Origin of the sequence: Polaromonas sp. A23 (assembly GCF_002001015.1) — a bacterium.
In the GTDB taxonomy this organism is placed as follows: domain Bacteria; phylum Pseudomonadota; class Gammaproteobacteria; order Burkholderiales; family Burkholderiaceae_C; genus Polaromonas.
In genome coordinates this window covers 17,318-33,395 of sequence record NZ_MUNO01000006.1, presented here as the reverse complement: position 1 = coordinate 33,395, position 16,078 = coordinate 17,318, and the positions used below count along the sequence as shown (strand labels likewise).

The 16,078-nt window shown below is 63.3% G+C and carries 13 protein-coding genes; 11 read left to right on the top strand and 2 right to left on the bottom strand.

Annotated features, from left to right (window positions below; all coding sequences use genetic code 11):
* The first annotated feature begins 2 nt into the window (after positions 1-2).
* The 11 genes from B0B52_RS02405 to B0B52_RS02355 all read left to right on the top strand — a co-directional run bounded on the left by B0B52_RS02405 (position 3) and on the right by B0B52_RS02355 (position 13,390).
* Complete coding sequence (locus tag B0B52_RS02405; protein ID WP_077592013.1) at positions 3-863, top strand: peptidylprolyl isomerase; 861 nt, start codon at positions 3-5, stop codon at positions 861-863.
* Positions 860-1,552: a carbonic anhydrase gene (locus B0B52_RS02400; RefSeq protein ID WP_077592012.1), complete on the top strand. Its 693-nt coding sequence runs from the start codon at positions 860-862 to the stop codon at positions 1,550-1,552. The genes B0B52_RS02405 and B0B52_RS02400 overlap by 4 nt, the downstream gene beginning before the upstream one ends.
* On the top strand, positions 1,530-2,798 hold the full coding sequence (locus B0B52_RS02395; protein WP_077592011.1) for a nitronate monooxygenase family protein: 1,269 nt from the start codon (positions 1,530-1,532) through the stop codon (positions 2,796-2,798). The genes B0B52_RS02400 and B0B52_RS02395 overlap by 23 nt, the downstream gene beginning before the upstream one ends.
* Positions 2,795-5,221, top strand: a complete 2,427-nt coding sequence (locus B0B52_RS02390) for an adenosylcobalamin-dependent ribonucleoside-diphosphate reductase (RefSeq protein WP_077592010.1) — start codon at positions 2,795-2,797, stop codon at positions 5,219-5,221. Before B0B52_RS02395 ends, B0B52_RS02390 begins: the two co-directional genes overlap by 4 nt.
* Positions 5,218-6,540: an NnrS family protein gene (locus B0B52_RS02385; protein ID WP_077592009.1), complete on the top strand. Its 1,323-nt coding sequence runs from the start codon at positions 5,218-5,220 to the stop codon at positions 6,538-6,540. The genes B0B52_RS02390 and B0B52_RS02385 overlap by 4 nt, the downstream gene beginning before the upstream one ends.
* Before the next feature lie 10 nt (positions 6,541-6,550).
* Positions 6,551-7,222 (top strand): nitroreductase, encoded by a 672-nt coding sequence (locus B0B52_RS02380; RefSeq protein ID WP_077592008.1) that lies wholly within the window; start codon positions 6,551-6,553, stop codon positions 7,220-7,222.
* 22 nt (positions 7,223-7,244) lie between these two features.
* Positions 7,245-7,649 (top strand): ribonucleotide reductase subunit alpha, encoded by a 405-nt coding sequence (locus B0B52_RS02375; protein WP_077592007.1) that lies wholly within the window; start codon positions 7,245-7,247, stop codon positions 7,647-7,649.
* Positions 7,650-7,734: 85 nt separating this feature from the next.
* Entirely contained in the window at positions 7,735-8,232 is a 498-nt protein-coding gene (locus tag B0B52_RS02370; protein ID WP_077592144.1) for a hemerythrin domain-containing protein, read from the top strand.
* A 44-nt stretch (positions 8,233-8,276) separates the two neighbouring features.
* Entirely contained in the window at positions 8,277-9,587 is a 1,311-nt protein-coding gene (locus tag B0B52_RS02365; RefSeq protein WP_077592006.1) for a glutamate-5-semialdehyde dehydrogenase, read from the top strand.
* Positions 9,588-9,724: 137 nt separating this feature from the next.
* Positions 9,725-11,020, top strand: coding sequence for a glutamate--cysteine ligase (gene gshA, locus B0B52_RS02360; protein WP_077592005.1), 1,296 nt, complete (start codon positions 9,725-9,727; stop codon positions 11,018-11,020).
* 501 nt (positions 11,021-11,521) lie between these two features.
* Positions 11,522-13,390 carry a potassium transporter Kup gene (locus B0B52_RS02355; protein ID WP_077592004.1) on the top strand — a complete coding sequence of 623 codons (1,869 nt, stop codon included), beginning with the start codon at positions 11,522-11,524 and terminating at the stop codon, positions 13,388-13,390.
* A gap of 264 nt (positions 13,391-13,654) precedes the next feature.
* Here B0B52_RS02355 and B0B52_RS02350 read toward each other — a convergent pair whose 3' ends face one another.
* Together B0B52_RS02350 and B0B52_RS02345 are read right to left on the bottom strand one after the other, a co-directional pair.
* Positions 13,655-14,812 carry a YbdK family carboxylate-amine ligase gene (locus B0B52_RS02350; protein ID WP_371327354.1) on the bottom strand — a complete coding sequence of 386 codons (1,158 nt, stop codon included), beginning with the start codon at positions 14,810-14,812 and terminating at the stop codon, positions 13,655-13,657.
* The gene (locus tag B0B52_RS02345) at positions 14,805-16,064 is read right to left on the bottom strand and encodes a cation:proton antiporter (protein ID WP_077592003.1); all 1,260 of its coding nucleotides are present in this window, start codon (positions 16,062-16,064) and stop codon (positions 14,805-14,807) included. The genes B0B52_RS02350 and B0B52_RS02345 overlap by 8 nt, the downstream gene beginning before the upstream one ends.
* Between the last annotated feature and the right edge of the window lie 14 nt (positions 16,065-16,078).

Sequence of the window (16,078 nt, the reverse complement as noted above, 5' to 3'; positions counted from 1 at the left end):
CCATGACCACACAGACGCTTTCTTCACCCGCCGCCGCCCAGGGCTGCGGCAGCGGCTCCTGCCAGTGCGCTTCTGCCGCGGCCCAGCCTGCCGTGCAGGAAGTCTTTGTCAACGGCATCGCCCTGCATGCACCCGGGCAGCGGCCAGACACGGCCTCGCTGCGCGAGCTGGCCTACACCGAGCTGCTGCGCCAGCAGGCGGTGTCGCAAGGCCTGCTGACGCGTCACACCGGCTTGACCACTCCGGAGCTGGGACAGACCGAACGTGAAATCATCGAAGCCATGGTGGATCAGGAAGTGATTACTCCCCAGCCCACAGAAGATGAGGGCCGGCGTTATTACGAAGCACACAAGGCACAGTTTCTGGTGGGGCAGGCGCTGCATGTGCGCCATATCCTGTTTGCGGTCACGCCCGGCGTCAACGTCCAGGCGCTCACAGTGCATGCCGAACGCGCCTTGCTGGAGCTTTCTCACAAAGGGGTGGCCCCGGGGCGTTTTGCGCAGCTGGCCGCCGAGTTGTCCAACTGCCCGAGCAGCGCGCAGGGCGGCGACCTCGGCTGGATAACGCCGGACGACTGTGCACCCGAACTGGCAACGGAACTGTTTCACCTGCAGCATGCGCAAACCGGCACCGGCGTGCATCCGCGCCTGTTCCACACACGCTTCGGTTTTCACATCATCGACGTGCTGGAGCGCCGCAGTGGTACCCAGCCTGCGTACGAAGAGGTACGCGAACGCATCGCGGCCCTGTTGACCATGCAGTCGCGTGCCAGGGCCCTGCACCAGTACATGAGCCTGCTGGTGGGGGAGGCGGAGATAGAAGGTATCGCCCTCGAGGGAGCGGATTCGCCTCTGGTGCAATGACCGAAAACGTCGCCCCCGCAGACGAGTTGCTGCTGCGTTTGCGGCGTTTTCACTCCGACTACTTTCCGCTGCACCAGCAGCGCTTTCAGGACCTGGTGGCGCAGGGGCAACACCCCAAGACACTGTTCATTGGCTGTTCTGACTCGCGCGTGGTGCCCTACCTGCTGACGGGTGCCGGCCCCGGCGAGCTTTTCATCGTGCGCAACGTGGGCGCCTTTATCCCGCCCTATGACGGATCGCACGGGCTGCATGGCACCATGGCAGCGATCGAGTTCGCGGTGCTCAGCCTGCATGTGGAGCGCATCATCGTCTGCGGCCACAGCCACTGCGGCGCCATCCGCGCGGCGTACGAAGGCGTTCCCGAGGAAGCAGTAGCCCTGCAGGCCTGGCTCAAGTTGGCCAGCGAAGCCTTGTTACCGGTCCAGGCCAGCCCCGAGGCTCTTCGCCGCACCGAACAACGCATCGTGGTGCTGCAACTCGAGCGCCTGATGGCCTACCCGATGGTCCGGCGTGAAGTCGAGAAGGGCACCTTGACCCTGCATGGCTGGCATTACGTGATTGAAGACGGTGAAATCCACATCTTTGATGTACGGCAAGGAAGTTTTGTGCCCGCTGCGATAGCCTCCAACAGCGGCACTGGCCCGTACCAACCTTATGTGGAGCACGATGGACAAATCATTAGCAACTGACCTGGCCGCCGGGGTGGGCGCCGACCCGGCAGTCGCCGCGGCAGCACTGCAAACACTTGCCCGTGATTCGGGCCTTCGGCCGTGGCGGCTGGCGGGCAAGGAGTTGATTCCGGTGGTGCAGGGCGGTATGGGTGTATGTGTATCCGCGGGCGGTCTGGCCGGGGCAGTGGCACGTTTGGGTGGCGTGGGCACCTTGTCGTCCGTGGACCTGCGGCGCCTGCATCCCGACCTGATGGCCAGAACCGGCCACCTGGACAAGGAGCCCGATGCCCGCGCATTGATCGATGCCGCCAATCTGGAGGCGCTGGACCGCGAAATACGTCGGGCACGCCAGCGTGCGCAAGGCCGCGGCCTGATCGCCGTGAATGTGATGAAGGCCCTCAGTGCCTACGAGGACTATGTGCGTCAGGCGCTGAGCAGTGGTGCCGATGCGCTGGTGGTCGGCGCCGGTTTGCCGCTCGATTTACCGGAGCTGGCGCGGGACTATCCCAATGCTGTGTTAATCCCCATCCTGTCGGACGCGCGCGGTGTGCAATTGCTGGTGCGCAAGTGGCAAAAAAAAGGCCGTTTGCCCGATGCCATCGTGATCGAGCATCCCGGCCTTGCCGGCGGCCATCTGGGTGCAGCCAAAGTTGCAGACCTGCATGACACGCGTTTTGACTTCGATGTGGTTATTCCCCAAGTGCTGGAGTTCTTCAAGACAGCCGGCATCGAACGCGAAATTCCGTTGATTGCCGCCGGCGGCATCAATTGCAGGGACGACATCCTGCGCCTGCAGGCCCTGGGTGCGTCGGCGGTGCAGCTTGGCACCGCGTTTGCCGTGACCCAGGAGTGTGATGCCGATCCCGCATTCAAGAAAGTACTGGCTGAGGCGAAGCCGGAAGACATGGTGGAGTTCATCAGCGTGGCCGGGCTGCCGGCGCGCGCAGTGCGTACCCCCTGGCTGGACAAATACATCCGGCTCGAACCCAAGCTCCAGGCGGCGGCCCATGTCAAGGGCAAATGCAACATGTCGTTTGACTGCCTCGCCCATTGTGGCCTGCGCGATGGCGTGGCCAGCATGGGCCAGTTCTGCATCGACCAGCAGCTCGGCCATGCTTTTGATGGCAATGCGCGTAAAGGCCTTTTCTTCCGTGGTGCCGCCCGCCTGCCGTTTGGCGACCAGATCCGTTCGGTGCAAGAATTGTTGCAATGGCTGCTTGGCGGAATTCGGCCGGCAGCTTCCATTGCAGGAGCACAAGCATGAAACGCGATCAGTTTGGCCGGCCTCAGGATCTGACGGCCACCCAGCCCATCAGCCACGACGTGCTGAAGGAAAAATACCTCAAACCCGGCGAGACCGGTGTGGAAGACCTGTATCGGCGCGTGGCCCGGGCCCTGGCCTCGGTCGAGACGGAAGCGGAACGCGCCAGGTACGAGGCACTGTTCCTTGAGAACCTGCACACCGGCGCCATAGGCGCTGGCCGCATCATGAGCGCGGCCGGCACGACCATCCAGGCCACCCTGATCAACTGCTTTGTGCAGCCCGTTGGCGACTGCATCCAAGGCATGGATGACGGCGGTTATCCCGGCATTTACGAGGCCTTGCGCGAAGCGGCCGAAACCATGCGGCGCGGTGGCGGCGTGGGTTACGATTTTTCACGCATTCGACCACGCGGCGCCGAGGTCAAGGGCACCGCGTCCATGGCCTCTGGGCCCTGCAGCTACATCAACGTCTTTGACCAGTCCTGCTCCACCGTGGAAAGCGCGGGTTCGCGGCGCGGCGCGCAGATGGGCGTGCTGCGCATCGACCACCCGGACGTGCACGAATTCATCACCGCCAAGCGCACGCCCGGGCGCTGGAACAACTTCAACGTCTCGGTTGGCATGCCGGACGCGTTCATGCAGGCGCTGGCCGAAGACCAGCCCTGGGAACTGGTGCACAAGGCCAAGCCCGGTGCCCCGTTGATGGAGCAGGGCGCGTTTCAGCGTGCCGATGGCTTGTGGGTCTATCAGACCGTCGCGGCGCGCGAGTTGTGGGACACCGTCATGCGCTCGGCCTACGACTTCGCCGAGCCCGGCATTTTGTTCCTGGACCACATCAACCAGGACAACAACCTGCGTTATTGTGAAGAGATTGCGGCGACCAATCCTTGCGGCGAACAGCCGCTTCCGCCTTACGGCTGCTGCGACCTCGGCCCCATCATTCTCACGCGTTTTGTGCGCTACCCCTTCGGCTTCAATGGTGTGCCTGATTTCGATTTCGAGGCTTTCACCAAATCAGTGACCACCCAGGTGCGCGCACTCGACAACGTGCTGGACGTGACCTTCTGGCCCTTGCCGCAGCAGCAGGCCGAGGCCGCCGCCAAGCGCCGCATCGGTGTCGGTTTCACCGGCCTGGGCAATGCACTGGCCATGCTGTGCCTGCGCTACGACGCACCCGAAGGCCGCGAGATGGCGGCGCGCATTGCTGTGAGCATGCGCGATACAGCCTACGCCGCATCCGTGGCGCTGGCAAAGGAAAAAGGCGCGTTTCCGAAGTTCGATGCCGATGGCTACCTCGCGGCAGGCACCTTTGCCAGCCGGTTGCCAGCCGCATTGCAGCAATCCATCCGTGCGAACGGCATCCGCAACAGTCACCTGCTGTCGATTGCACCCACTGGCACTGTCAGTCTGGCGTTTGCCGACAATGCATCCAACGGCATCGAGCCACCGTTCTCCTGGATGTACCGGCGCAAGAAGCGCGAGTCCGACGGCAGCACCACCGAATACGCGGTCGAAGACCATGCGTGGCGGCTGTACCGCGAGCTCGGCGGGAATGTGGACAAGCTGCCCGGCTACTTTGTTTCGGCGCTTGAGATGTCTGCCGACAGCCACATTGGCATGATGGAAGCGGTGCAACCGTTTGTGGACACGGCGATCTCCAAGACCGTCAATGTGCCGGCCGACTACGCGTACGAAGATTTCAAGGGCCTGTACCAGCAGGCCTGGCGCGCCAAGCTCAAGGGCCTGGCCACCTACCGGCCCAACGCCATCCTCGGTTCGGTGCTCGAAACCCATGCGGATCCCGCAGCCACGCCGGCGGCAACGCCTGCCGTGGACCCGATGCGCACAGTGATCGAAAGCCGTCCCAAGGGCGCGTTGTCGGCGATGGCAGAAAAGGTGGATTACTGGACGCAGGAAGGGCGCAAGACGCTTTATATCGTGGTGTCCTTTTTGCCCGTGCCGGCCGCCATGGGGGAAGGCACGGTCGAGCGTGCCATCGAATTTTTCATGCCCGTGGGGCAGAGCGGCGAGTCGCAGCAGTGGATCACCTCCAGCATGCGCATGCTTTCGCTGGCCGCGCGCGGTGGATTTCTGGAGCGTGCGCTCAGCGACATGCGCAAGGTCGCCTGGGACCGTGGCCCGGTGCGGCTGGGAACCTACGAGAAGGCCGACGGCACGCGCGTGCCGTTGTGGCACGACTCTGAAGTGGCTGCCATTGCCTACGCGGTGCAGAACATCATCGCGCGGCGGGCCAGGCAACATGCTGCCGGCGCAACACCCGTGATGGAGCCCCAAATTGACATGGCGCTTGCACCGCCGGTGATGGCGGGCAAGAAATGCAGTGAATGCGGTGCCCACGCCGTGATCCGCAAGGACGGTTGCGACTATTGCACCCAGTGCGGCCATCTGGGCGTGTGTGGATGAGTGAGCGCCCGGCCATCGCCCTGCGGGTGAGTCCGGGCAAGCCGTCGGCCAGCGAGCGTGCCAGGGTAGACCGCCGTTGGCGCGCCAGTCATCTGTTGCTGGCGCCGCACCGGCTGGGTTTTTTCCTTGCGATGGTGGTCCTGGTAGGTGCCGGCGCGTGGTGGGCGCTGGTGCAGCTGGACCGTGCCAGTCCGGCGTTGAGCCTGCCTTACGCGCTGTCGCCTTCGCTGGTGCACGGGACGGTGATGACCTTTGGTTTTTTGCCGCTCTTTTTTTCCGGTTTTCTTTTTACGGCCGGCCCCAAGTGGCTGGGCGTGCCGCCACTTGCCCCCCGGCAGCTGCGGGTGCCGTTGCTGCTTCAGGTGGCAGGCTGGTTGCTGTGGCTGGCCGGTGCGCATCTGCATGGCTTGACAGCCCTGGTCGGGCTGGCGATGGCTGCAGCCGGCTTGGGCTGGATGACGGCCCTGTTCTGGGGTCTGCTCCGGCGCAGCCCGGTCGAGGACCAGGTGCATGCACGCACCATAGGCGTGGCCTGCGTGGTCGGCTGCCTGGCGCTGGCCGGGCTGGCGCTCAGCCTGCTGCTGGGTGCGCCTGTCGTGGCACGGGCCTGCATGCTCACGGGTTTGTGGGGTTTTGTCGTGGTGGTGTATGTTTCGGTGGCGCACCGCATGATTCCGTTTTTCACCTCCAGCGCCCTGCCTTTCATCGATGTCTGGCGGCCCTTCTGGGTGTTGCGGCTGATGCTGGCTGTCGCTGCTGTTGAGGTGGCCGCCGTGTGGATGGAGTTTGATGGCCAGTCGCAGGGTGCCGGGGGCACGGCCTGGACTGCCGTGCGCGGTGTTTTTGAACTGGCTGCCGGAGGTGTTTTCCTCTGGCTGGCCGTGGTGTGGGGGCTTATGCAAAGCTTGAAGAACCGGCTGCTTGCCATGTTGCACATCGGTTTTCTGTGGTTCGGCCTGGCGCTTGTTCTGGGTGGTGTGGCGCAGCTGCTCGGCCTGGTGGAGGACGCCCCCGTCCTGCCGCTTGGCGCGCTGCATGCCCTGACCATGGGCTGCCTGGCCTCGCTGATGCTGGCCATGGTGACACGCGTGTCCTGTGGTCACAGCGGGCGTGCACTGGTGGCAGACCGGCTGGTATGGACCCTGTTCTGGCTGCTTCAGGCGGCGACGCTGCTGCGTATTGGTGCGGCCGCGCAAAGCGCTTTTGCCGCATGGCTGCTGCTGGCGGCCGTCCTGTTGTGGGCCGGGGTCATGGGTGTGTGGGGAGTGCGTCTGGGCAACTGGTACGGGCGCCTGCGTGCCGACGGGCGTCCCGGTTGAAAGTGAATTGATGAACCTGCCTGCCTTTCCCGGTCAGACCCCCGCAGTCGCCACGGCCGACGCCGACCCGGCGCAGCTGGCGGCAGCCCTCATGCAATCGCGCCAGACCATTTTGCCGAAGCGGCTGGTCGCACCCGGGCCCGATGCGAAGCAACTCGACATGATCTTCAGTGCCGCCGCCACGGCGCCCGACCACGGGCAGCTTCTGCCCTGGCGTTTTGTGCTGGTGCCGCAAGCGGCTCGCGCACGGCTGGCCGCGGTTTTCGGCGCGGCGCTGGTTGAGCGCGATGCCCAGGCCACCCCTGAACAGATCGCGCAGGCACGCGAAAAAGCGCATCGTGCGCCCTTGCTCATGCTGGTGGTGGTCGATGGCGAGTGTGGCGATGCCGGGATCGACCTGGCTGAACGCTTGGTCTCGGCCGGCTGTGCGGTACAGAACATGCTGCTCATGGCCACGGCCCTGGGTTATGGTTCGTCACTGACCAGCGGCAAGGCACTGAAGTCCTCGGGGCTGCGCCAGCTGTTCGGCCTGGCAGGCGGCGAACATGCCCTGTGTTTTGTCAGCGTCGGCACAGCCCAGTCGCGCAAGCCCGCCCGCCTGAGGCCGGTACCTGCTGATTTTGTAAGCAGCCTTTCTACCGATGATGCCGCACCGGAACGCGAGCCGGCGGACCCTTTTTAATTCCTGTGACTGGATAGAACCCATGGACATTCTGAGCTTTGACGACCTGCTGCAGGCCGCCCGCGCACAACCCGAACCGCAGCGCCTGCTGTTTGTATTTACCGGTGTCGAGCTGCCCGAGGACAGCTCGCCGGTGCAACGCGAACGTTTTGAGGCCGGCCAGGGCGGCGCGCTGGTCCCGCTGATGTGTGTCGACAAGCGCCCGGAGGATCTGAGCTCGTTTGCCGCGCTGGTGCAGGAGTCCCGCCAGTTTGGCCACAACTGGGGGCTGGTGTTTGCCGCGGCCATGTCGGGCTCGGTGAATCGCGCACCGACCACCGAAGACGCCGAGGAGCCGCTGCAGCGCATGGTCGAGTCCATCAAGCAAGGCAAGATCGGCGCGTTTATTCCGTTTGACCCGCAGGGGCAACCGGTGCAGTTCGGCTGACATGGGGGTGGTGCGCCGGGTCGTGCAGCCTGCGTCCCTGCCCGGTGTGCACGCACCGGGCGCCGGGTTCGAGGCGCCTTTCGACATGCTCGCCGCCTGCCACGAGCGGGTGGAGCGCATGCTCGCGCTGCTGGCACGTCTGCAACAGCACTTGCTTGAACACGGCCGCGACGATTCGGCGCGCCAGGCGGCGCGTGACGTGATGCGTTACTTTGACCTTGCCGCACCGCTGCATCACCAGGACGAAGAGTTGCATGTATTCCCGCCATTGCTCGCCGGGCCGGATGCCGGCCTGCGCGCCCTGGTGCAGCGCCTCCTGCAGGACCACCGGGATATGGAAGCGGCGTGGCCCCCTGCGCGCAGCGTGCTGCAGGCCATTGCCGAAAGTTCGGCCACCGATTGGGCGCCACTGTTGCCCGCCCAGACTGCGGTACTCGAGCGCTTCAGCGCACTGTACGGACGGCACCTGATGGACGAAGACAAGCTAGCCTACCCTGCCGCGCAGGCGGTGCTGGCCGGGGAGGACCTGCAAGCCATGAGCCAGGACATGATGCAGCGCCGCGGCGTCCGCGCCGGCGGCTGATTGAGTGGACGGTCCCTGGTTGTGATTAGAGGCAAAATAGCAGGATGAACGCGCCCGACTCCCCCAACGCCTTGGCTGCCCGCAGCGAACTCCCGGTGCTCATGCAGGCCATGGGTTTAAAGGCAAAAACGGCTTCTGCCCTTATGGCGCGGGCGCAAGCAGCTATTAAAAACAGAGCATTGCTGGGTTTGGCCAATTTGCTCCGCAGCCAGATTGCGCCGCTGCAAGCGGCCAATACCCTTGATCTGGAGCGGGCCAAAACGGCCGGCCTGGCCGGGCCCATGCTGGACCGGCTCAAGCTGAGCCCGAAAATCATCGAGACCGTGGCCCTGGGCTGCGAGCAGCTGGCGGCCATGCCGGACGTGATCGGCGAGATCATCGGCATGAAGCAGCAGCCCAGCGGCATCCGTGTCGGCCAGATGCGCGTGCCCATCGGTGTGTTTGGCATGATTTATGAAAGCCGGCCCAATGTGACGATTGAGGCCGCTTCGCTGGCCATCAAAAGCGGCAATGCCTGCATTTTGCGTGGCGGCTCCGAAGCTATCGAGTCGAACAAGGCGCTGGCGGAGCTGGTGCAGCAGGCGCTGACCGACGCCGGCCTGCCGGCCGATGCGGTGCAACTGGTGCCCACCACCGACCGCGAAGCCGTGGGCCTCTTGATCACCATGCCGCAGTTTGTGGACGTGATCATCCCGCGCGGCGGCAAGGGCCTGATTGAACGCATCAGCCGCGACGCCAAGGTACCGGTGATCAAACACCTGGACGGCAACTGCCATGTCTATGTGGATGATCCCTGCGACATCGCCATGGCGGTGACGGTGGCCGATAACGCCAAGACTCAGAAATACAGCCCCTGCAATGCCAGCGAAGGCCTGTTGGTCGCGCGCGGCGTCGTTGCCAGCTTCCTGCCTGAAATCGGCGCGATTTATGCGGCCAAGGGCGTGGAGATGCGCTGCGATGCTGAAGCGCAGGCCATTCTGGCGAAGCTGCCCGGCGCCAGGGTGCAGCCCGCGACCGAGCAGGACTGGTACGAGGAATACCTGGCGCCCATCATCAGCATCAAGGTGGTCGCCGACGTGGATGAGGCGATTGCCCACATCAACAAGTATTCGAGCCACCATACCGACGCCATCCTCACGCGCGACCACATGCATGCCCAGCGTTTCCTGCGCGAGGTGGACTCGGCCAGCGTGCTGGTGAATGCGAGCACCCGCTTCGCAGATGGATTCGAGTTTGGCCTGGGTGCCGAAATCGGTATCTCGACGGACAAGTTCCATGCGCGCGGGCCGGTCGGCATCGAGGGCCTGACCTCGCTCAAGTACGTGGTGCTGGGCCAGGGCGAAGTCCGCAGCTGAAAAGCCACCAACCGGCCGGGCGCCGGAATACCTCGATGGCTTACCTCTTGTAACCGCGTCGGGGCACCCCAATCTCCCTAAAATTCGGTCAGCTATCACCGAAGCAATAACAACGTTTCCCAATCGAAAGTGGCCGCATGGTTCCGCACCTCATTACTGCCTTGAACGGCCCCATCAACGAGCTGGAGCAGCGCATCCTGGACACCACACCGGCGATCGAGCGCTGGTTTCGCCTGGAGTGGATGGAGCACACGCCGCCCTTTTACAGCTCGGTCGATGTGCGCAATGCCGGTTTCAAGCTGGCGCCGGTGGACACCAACCTTTACCCCGGCGGCTGGAACAACCTGACGCCCGAGATGCTGCCGCTGGCTGTGCAGGCCGCGATGGCCGCGATCGAGAAAATCTGCCCGGAAGCGCGCAACCTGCTGGTCATTCCCGAGAACCACACGCGCAACACCTTTTACCTGGCCAACATCCTGCAGCTCAAGCGTATCTTCCACCAGGCCGGGCTCAATGTGCGGTTTGGCTCGCTCAGCCCGGAGATCACCGCGCCGACCACGCTGACGCTGCCCACCGGCGAGCAGATCACGCTGGAGCCGCTGGTCCGCACCGACCGGCGCCTGGGCCTGAAGAATTTCGACCCCTGCACCATCCTGCTCAACAACGACCTGTCGGCCGGCATTCCCGGCATGCTGGAAGACCTCAACGAGCAGTACCTGTTGCCGCCGCTGCATGCGGGCTGGTCGGTGCGGCGCAAGTCGCGCCATTTCCAGGCCTATGAGGAAGTGTCCAAGCGTTTCGGCAAGCTGCTGGGCGTGGACCCCTGGCTGATCAACCCGATGTTTGCCAAATGCGGCGAGGTCAATTTTGCCGAAGGTTCGGGCATGGATTGCCTGACCAGCAATGTCGATGCGCTGCTTACCAAGATCAAGCGCAAGTACAAGGAATACGGCATCAACGAGAAGCCGTTTGTGATCGTCAAGGCCGACAACGGCACCTACGGCATGGGCATCATGACGGTGCGCGACGTGAAAGACCTGGACGAGCTCAACCGCAAGGCCAAAAACAAGATGAGCACGACCAAAGACGGCCAGGCGCTGTCCGAAGTCATCATCCAGGAAGGGGTGCAGACCCACGAGCGCATCAACGACGCGGTGGCCGAGCCGGTCGTCTACATGATGGACCGCTACGTGGTGGGCGGCTTTTACCGGGTACATGCCGACCGCGGCATCGACGAAAACCTCAACGCCCCCGGCGCCAGTTTTGTGCCGCTGGCTTTTGCCGACAGCGGCCGGCTGCCGCAGCCGGGCGTGCCGCCGGGCGCCAGCGGGCCGAACCGCTTTTATATGTATGGGGTGATCGGCCGCCTGGCCATGCTGGCAGCCAGCTACGAGCTGGAAGCCACCGATCCGGACGCGGAAGTGTATGACTAGGGATTGGTTCACCCCTATCGTTCTGACTCCGCTGCGCTTCGTGTAGCGCCTTTTCCCCTTGCAGAGATTGACTGCTTACCCCTATCGGTCCTCACTACGCTGCGCTACGTGTAGTTCCTTTTCCCCTTGCAGGGGACGCCGCAAGGCATCCGGCAAAGCCGGCCTGCCTGCGGCCGCTGGCAAACCGGCGAGGCGATGCCTTCCCCTCTGCGCTCAAACGGTTGGGCAGTGAACTTTTAAGCCTCAGGCCCTTATCCAGCGGGCATGGGCAGCTATCAAAATGGTAGTGGCCGGTGGGGCCGGCAAAAATCCCCGGAATGGCCGCGCGCCGGCTGCCGATGTTACAAGTTGTTGCAGTGCAACAAAAAGGGGAATTCTTGCATTTAGGGATGCACGCTGACTTGCCGAACGCGGGTCGAGGCGCAAAATAGCGGTCCCCAAGGTAACCTTCCCGCCGCCGGGGCCCGGTCTTTGACCCCGGCTGCAAAGCGGGAATTTTTTGTGTCCAGTAAAAAATCATCTCTTGCGGCGCTCACCCTGGGCGCCATTGGTGTCGTCTACGGCGACATCGGAACCAGCGTCCTGTATGCCATCAAGGAAGTCTTCGGCTCCGGGCACGTCGCGTTTACCCCTGAAAACGTTTACGGCATCCTGTCCATCTTCTTCTGGACACTGACCGTGATCGTTTCGATCAAGTACGTGCTGCTGGTGCTGCGTGCTGATAACAACGGCGAGGGGGGGCTTGTCGCCATGCTGGCACTGGCTTCGCAGGCCGTCAAGGACAGACCCGAGCTCCGGCGCATCCTGCTGATCATCGGCATCTTCGGAACATCGCTGTTTTACGGCGACGGCGTCATCACCCCGGCGATTTCGGTGCTTTCGGCGGTCGAAGGCCTGGAAGTGATTTCGCCGGCCTTCAAGCAATATGTGATTCCGGCCACGCTGATCATCCTGTTTGCGCTGTTCGCGTTGCAAAAGCACGGTACCGCCGGCATCGGCAAGTTTTTCGGGCCGATCACCCTGGTCTGGTTTGCCGCGTTGGCGCTGCTGGGGCTGTCGCAAATCATTGCCAATCCCATCATCCTCAAGGCGCTGAGCCCGCACTACGCCCTGATGTTCATGTGGTTCAACCCCGGTACCACTTTCATCATCCTGGGCGCGGTGGTGCTGTGCGTGACCGGCGCCGAGGCGCTGTATGCCGATCTGGGTCATTTCGGCAAGAAACCCATACGCCTGGCCTGGTTCTCGGTGGTCATGCCTTCACTGACCATCAACTACTTCGGCCAGGGCGCGCTGCTGTTGAAGACTCCCGAAGCCGTCAAGAACCCGTTTTACCTGATGGCCCCGGAATGGGCGCTGTTGCCGCTGGTGCTGCTGGCCACCATGGCGACGGTGATCGCCTCGCAGGCACTTATCACCGGCGCCTTCAGTGTGACCAAACAGGTGATCCAGCTGGGTTACCTGCCGCGCCTGAACATCCAGCACACCAGCGTGCGCGATACCGGTCAGATCTACATCCCGCTGGTGAACTGGGGTCTGTTTGTCACCATCGTGCTGGCCGTCGTGATGTTCCGATCGTCGAGCAACCTGGCGGCTGCCTACGGCATCGCCGTCTGTACCGACATGCTGATCACGACCATCCTGACTTTCTATGTGATTCGTTATGGATGGAAATACCCCTTTTGGCTCTGCCTTTCCGCCACCGGTGTCTTTTTTGTCGTGGATTTCGCCTTCTTCGCCTCCAACCTGATGAAGTTGTTTGCTGGCGGCTGGTTCCCGCTGGTGATCGGCGGGATTATCTTCACGTTGATGATGACCTGGAAACAGGGTCGGCATTTGCTGAACGAGAAGCTACGCGCCGATGCGATCGATCTGCCCAGCTTCCTGGGTGCGGTTTTCATCAGCCCGCCCGCCCGTGTTGAAGGCACGGCGGTGTTCCTGACCGCCGAGCCCGGCGCCGTGCCCAATGCCTTGCTGCACAACCTCAAGCACAACAAGGTGTTGCATGAACAGAACCTGTTTGTCACGGTGCGCAACCATGAGGTGCCTTGGATAGGCATGGACAAGCGGCTGGCGATCGAGTCGCTGGGGCACAACTGCTGGCAGGTGGTGATTCACTACGGCTTCAAAAACGACCCGGACCTGCCTAAAGCGCTTGAGCAGATGCGCACGCGCGGCTGTGAACTCGAGGTCATGACCACCAGCTACTTTCTGTCGCGCGACGTGGTGGTGCCGACCATCGGCAGCGGCATGGCGTCGTGGCGCGAGAAGCTGTTTGCGCAGATGCACCATAACGCGAGTGGTGCGGCGGACTTCCTTAACCTGCCTAACAACTCGGTGGTGGAGCTGGGCAGCAAGATCGAGATCTGATTTTGGTGTTTTGTGGCCTTGGTCCAATGGATTCGGGCGCAAGTAGCTACTAAATTTATAGCATATTTATTCTTTGAATTTCGAGTTGAACTCGTTGACGCCAGTGCTTCGGTTGCTTTGCTGTGGTTGGTCTGAAAGTCGGGGGTTGCCCGGTGGCAACTCACTTTTCTCTTGTGTCGGGGCGAGGGAGGAACTGGGAATGGAAGTGGGGAGTTCGTCCTGCTGCCAACAACAAACCCGAGGCGGAGCGTGAGGCTGACAAGGTCAGACCGGCAGTCCCCGAAATTTAAGCGCGGCTTGCCGAATCACTTCGGCCAACAGATTCTCTTTGCCCTGCAATTCCCGCAGCCAGCGAGCGTCATTGTTCGACAGCTCGACACTGCTGCGCAACAAGTGGATGCCGCTGCTGGCGCCGAGCGGGCCGGCGTGCGGGCCGATCTTGTCCATGGTCATCAGGATGTGATCGCGCAGCGCCATGTGTTCGCCTGTGGCCGGGTCCACGTAAACGGCCTCCAGGCCGAAGCGGCAGGCCTGGAAACGGTTGTAGGTGTAGACCAGGTAGTCGTCTTCGGTGGGCGTGAAGGGCTGGTCGTTCATGAACCATGACGCCAGCGACTGCACGTAACCCGAGAGTGCCGCAGCCCGCCCTATCGTCAGCGGCGTGTCGAACACACGGATCTCGATGGTGCCGAACTCCGGCTTGGGCCGGATGTCCCAATAAAAGTCCTTCATGCTCCGGACCACGCCGGTGCGCGTCATTTTCTCGAAATAGACCGTGAAATCCTCCCAGGTCAACGCCAGCGGCGCGCGGCCCGACAGCGGAAAGGCAAACACCGAGTTGAGCCGCGCCGAATCAAACGCAGTGTCCTGCGCCTGCACATAAGGCGAGGATGCCGACAACGCAATGAAATGCGGAATGTAGCGTGACATGCGGTGCAGCGTCAGCAGCGCGGTGTCGGCATCGGGGCAGCCCACGTGTACGTGCTGGCCGAAAATCGTGAACTGCTTGGACAGATAGCCGTACAGCTCGGACAGCTCGCGAAAACGCGGCTTGTCGTAAATGCGGCGCTCGTGCCATTGCTGGAAAGGGTGCGTGCCGCCGCCCACCACCGCGATGTTGAGCTTGTCGGCACTTTTGACCAGTGCGTCGCGGATCTGGGTGAGCTGGCCCAGCACTTCCGAGGAAGACTGGCAGACGCCGGTGGAGACCTCGATCATGCTCGAGGTCATCTCGGGCACCACACTGCCGGGCAGCGGTATTTTGTGCATAAGACGCAGCATGTCTTCGGCATAGGGAGCCAGGTCATAGTCATGGGTGTTGACGAGCTGCAGTTCCAGCTCGACGCCCAGCGACAGCGCCGCCGATTTCTGGAAGGGCTCGAGCCCGCCGGGCGCCAGAGCGTTGTCGGTGTGCTTACTCACGAAGATCTCCTGTGGACGAATTGCTGAAGGGCCTGGGGGCCCAGGGCCTGGAGCTTTCGCCGGCGCGGTGGATGGCAAAGGTGGAGAGGATGGCGCCCAGCACTTCCATCAGCAAAATGGCCGGCAGCGCGATGCTGGCGATGCGCGGGCCGAGCGTGGCTGAAGCGGCAACAAACTGGGACACCAGCAGCAGCGCGACCGAGGACATCGGCGACATGGCGCAACCGACCCACAAGGCCTGCTTCCAGCTTGCGCCGCTGCCCACATTGCCGAGTGCGACACCGCTGATCTTGGCCAGGGCGCGCGCTGCAACCAGCGCCAGCACCAGGCCGACGACCTGGCCGCTCCAGTCGGCCTGCGCCGCAACCACAGAGACCAGCACAAACATCAGCATGGTCAGCATGGCCGAAGCCGTACCCATTTGCCGCGGCCACGACCAGGGCCGCGGGTTGAGCTGCTTGAGCATCATGCCGCCCAGCAGCGCAGCCAGCGGCGCCGAGCCGCCGAAGTGAGCCGCCAGCGCCGCGCCGGCGGCGATCAGGGCCAGCAGCAGGATGGCCGTGTTTTCGCTGGTGGGGCTCATCACGCGCAGGGCTGAGCGCAGGGCCAGTGCCAGGCCGGCGCCCACGACCACCGACAAGCCCAGCACCACCGCCACCGGGTAAAGGGTGTCGGTCAGGCTTTGGTCGGCGGTGTTCATCATGCCGGCGCGTGCGCTGCAGAAGGTCAGGGCATACAAGGTGCTCAGAGTGGACAGCACCATGGCCCGCTCAGTGACGGGGCCGGAGGCGCGGGTGTCCATGATGACGCGCGACAGCACGGCCGGCGAGGCGGCCATCGCCAGCAAGGCCAGCGGCTCGGCGACGATCTCCCGCACGCCGAGAAATGTCAGTGCCCAGTACACGAAAAAGAAGGTCAGTGCCGATTCGGCCAGGCTTTGGACCAGCACCATCGGGTTGTGGCGGAACCAGCGCAGCGGAATGCGGCCTCCGGCCTCAAACAGGACCACGGCCACGCCGAGCTCCAGCAGGAACAGGCCCGTGCCCTGCAGTGGCCATGCAGCGCCGGTGAATCCGGCAAAACCGGCGAAGGCGCCGACCGCTGAATAGCCAACGACCTTGGGGATGCCGGCGTAACGCAGCACCAGGTGCCCGGTCAGGGCGGCCACGGCCAGCAGCATCGACCACTGCACGGTGGGCAGACCTGCCGAGGGCTTGATCCATTCGGCCCAGATGGCCATGACTTCATTCATGGATGAGGTCTCCG

Excerpts from the sequence above, each read along its gene's own strand:
- B0B52_RS02390 (WP_077592010.1), top strand. The coding sequence starts at position 2,795 with ATGAAACGCGATCAGTTTGGCCGGCCTCAGGATCTGACGGCCACCCAG.
- B0B52_RS02400 (WP_077592012.1), top strand. The coding sequence starts at position 860 with ATGACCGAAAACGTCGCCCCCGCAGACGAGTTGCTGCTGCGTTTGCGG.
- B0B52_RS02385 (WP_077592009.1), top strand. The coding sequence starts at position 5,218 with ATGAGTGAGCGCCCGGCCATCGCCCTGCGGGTGAGTCCGGGCAAGCCG.
- B0B52_RS02375 (WP_077592007.1), top strand. The coding sequence starts at position 7,245 with ATGGACATTCTGAGCTTTGACGACCTGCTGCAGGCCGCCCGCGCACAA.
- B0B52_RS02365 (WP_077592006.1), top strand. The coding sequence starts at position 8,277 with ATGAACGCGCCCGACTCCCCCAACGCCTTGGCTGCCCGCAGCGAACTC.
- B0B52_RS02395 (WP_077592011.1), top strand. The coding sequence starts at position 1,530 with ATGGACAAATCATTAGCAACTGACCTGGCCGCCGGGGTGGGCGCCGAC.
- gshA (WP_077592005.1), top strand. The coding sequence starts at position 9,725 with ATGGTTCCGCACCTCATTACTGCCTTGAACGGCCCCATCAACGAGCTG.
- B0B52_RS02405 (WP_077592013.1), top strand. The coding sequence starts at position 3 with ATGACCACACAGACGCTTTCTTCACCCGCCGCCGCCCAGGGCTGCGGC.
- B0B52_RS02370 (WP_077592144.1), top strand. The coding sequence starts at position 7,735 with ATGCTCGCCGCCTGCCACGAGCGGGTGGAGCGCATGCTCGCGCTGCTG.
- B0B52_RS02380 (WP_077592008.1), top strand. The coding sequence starts at position 6,551 with ATGAACCTGCCTGCCTTTCCCGGTCAGACCCCCGCAGTCGCCACGGCC.
- B0B52_RS02345 (WP_077592003.1), bottom strand. The coding sequence starts at position 16,064 with ATGAATGAAGTCATGGCCATCTGGGCCGAATGGATCAAGCCCTCGGCA.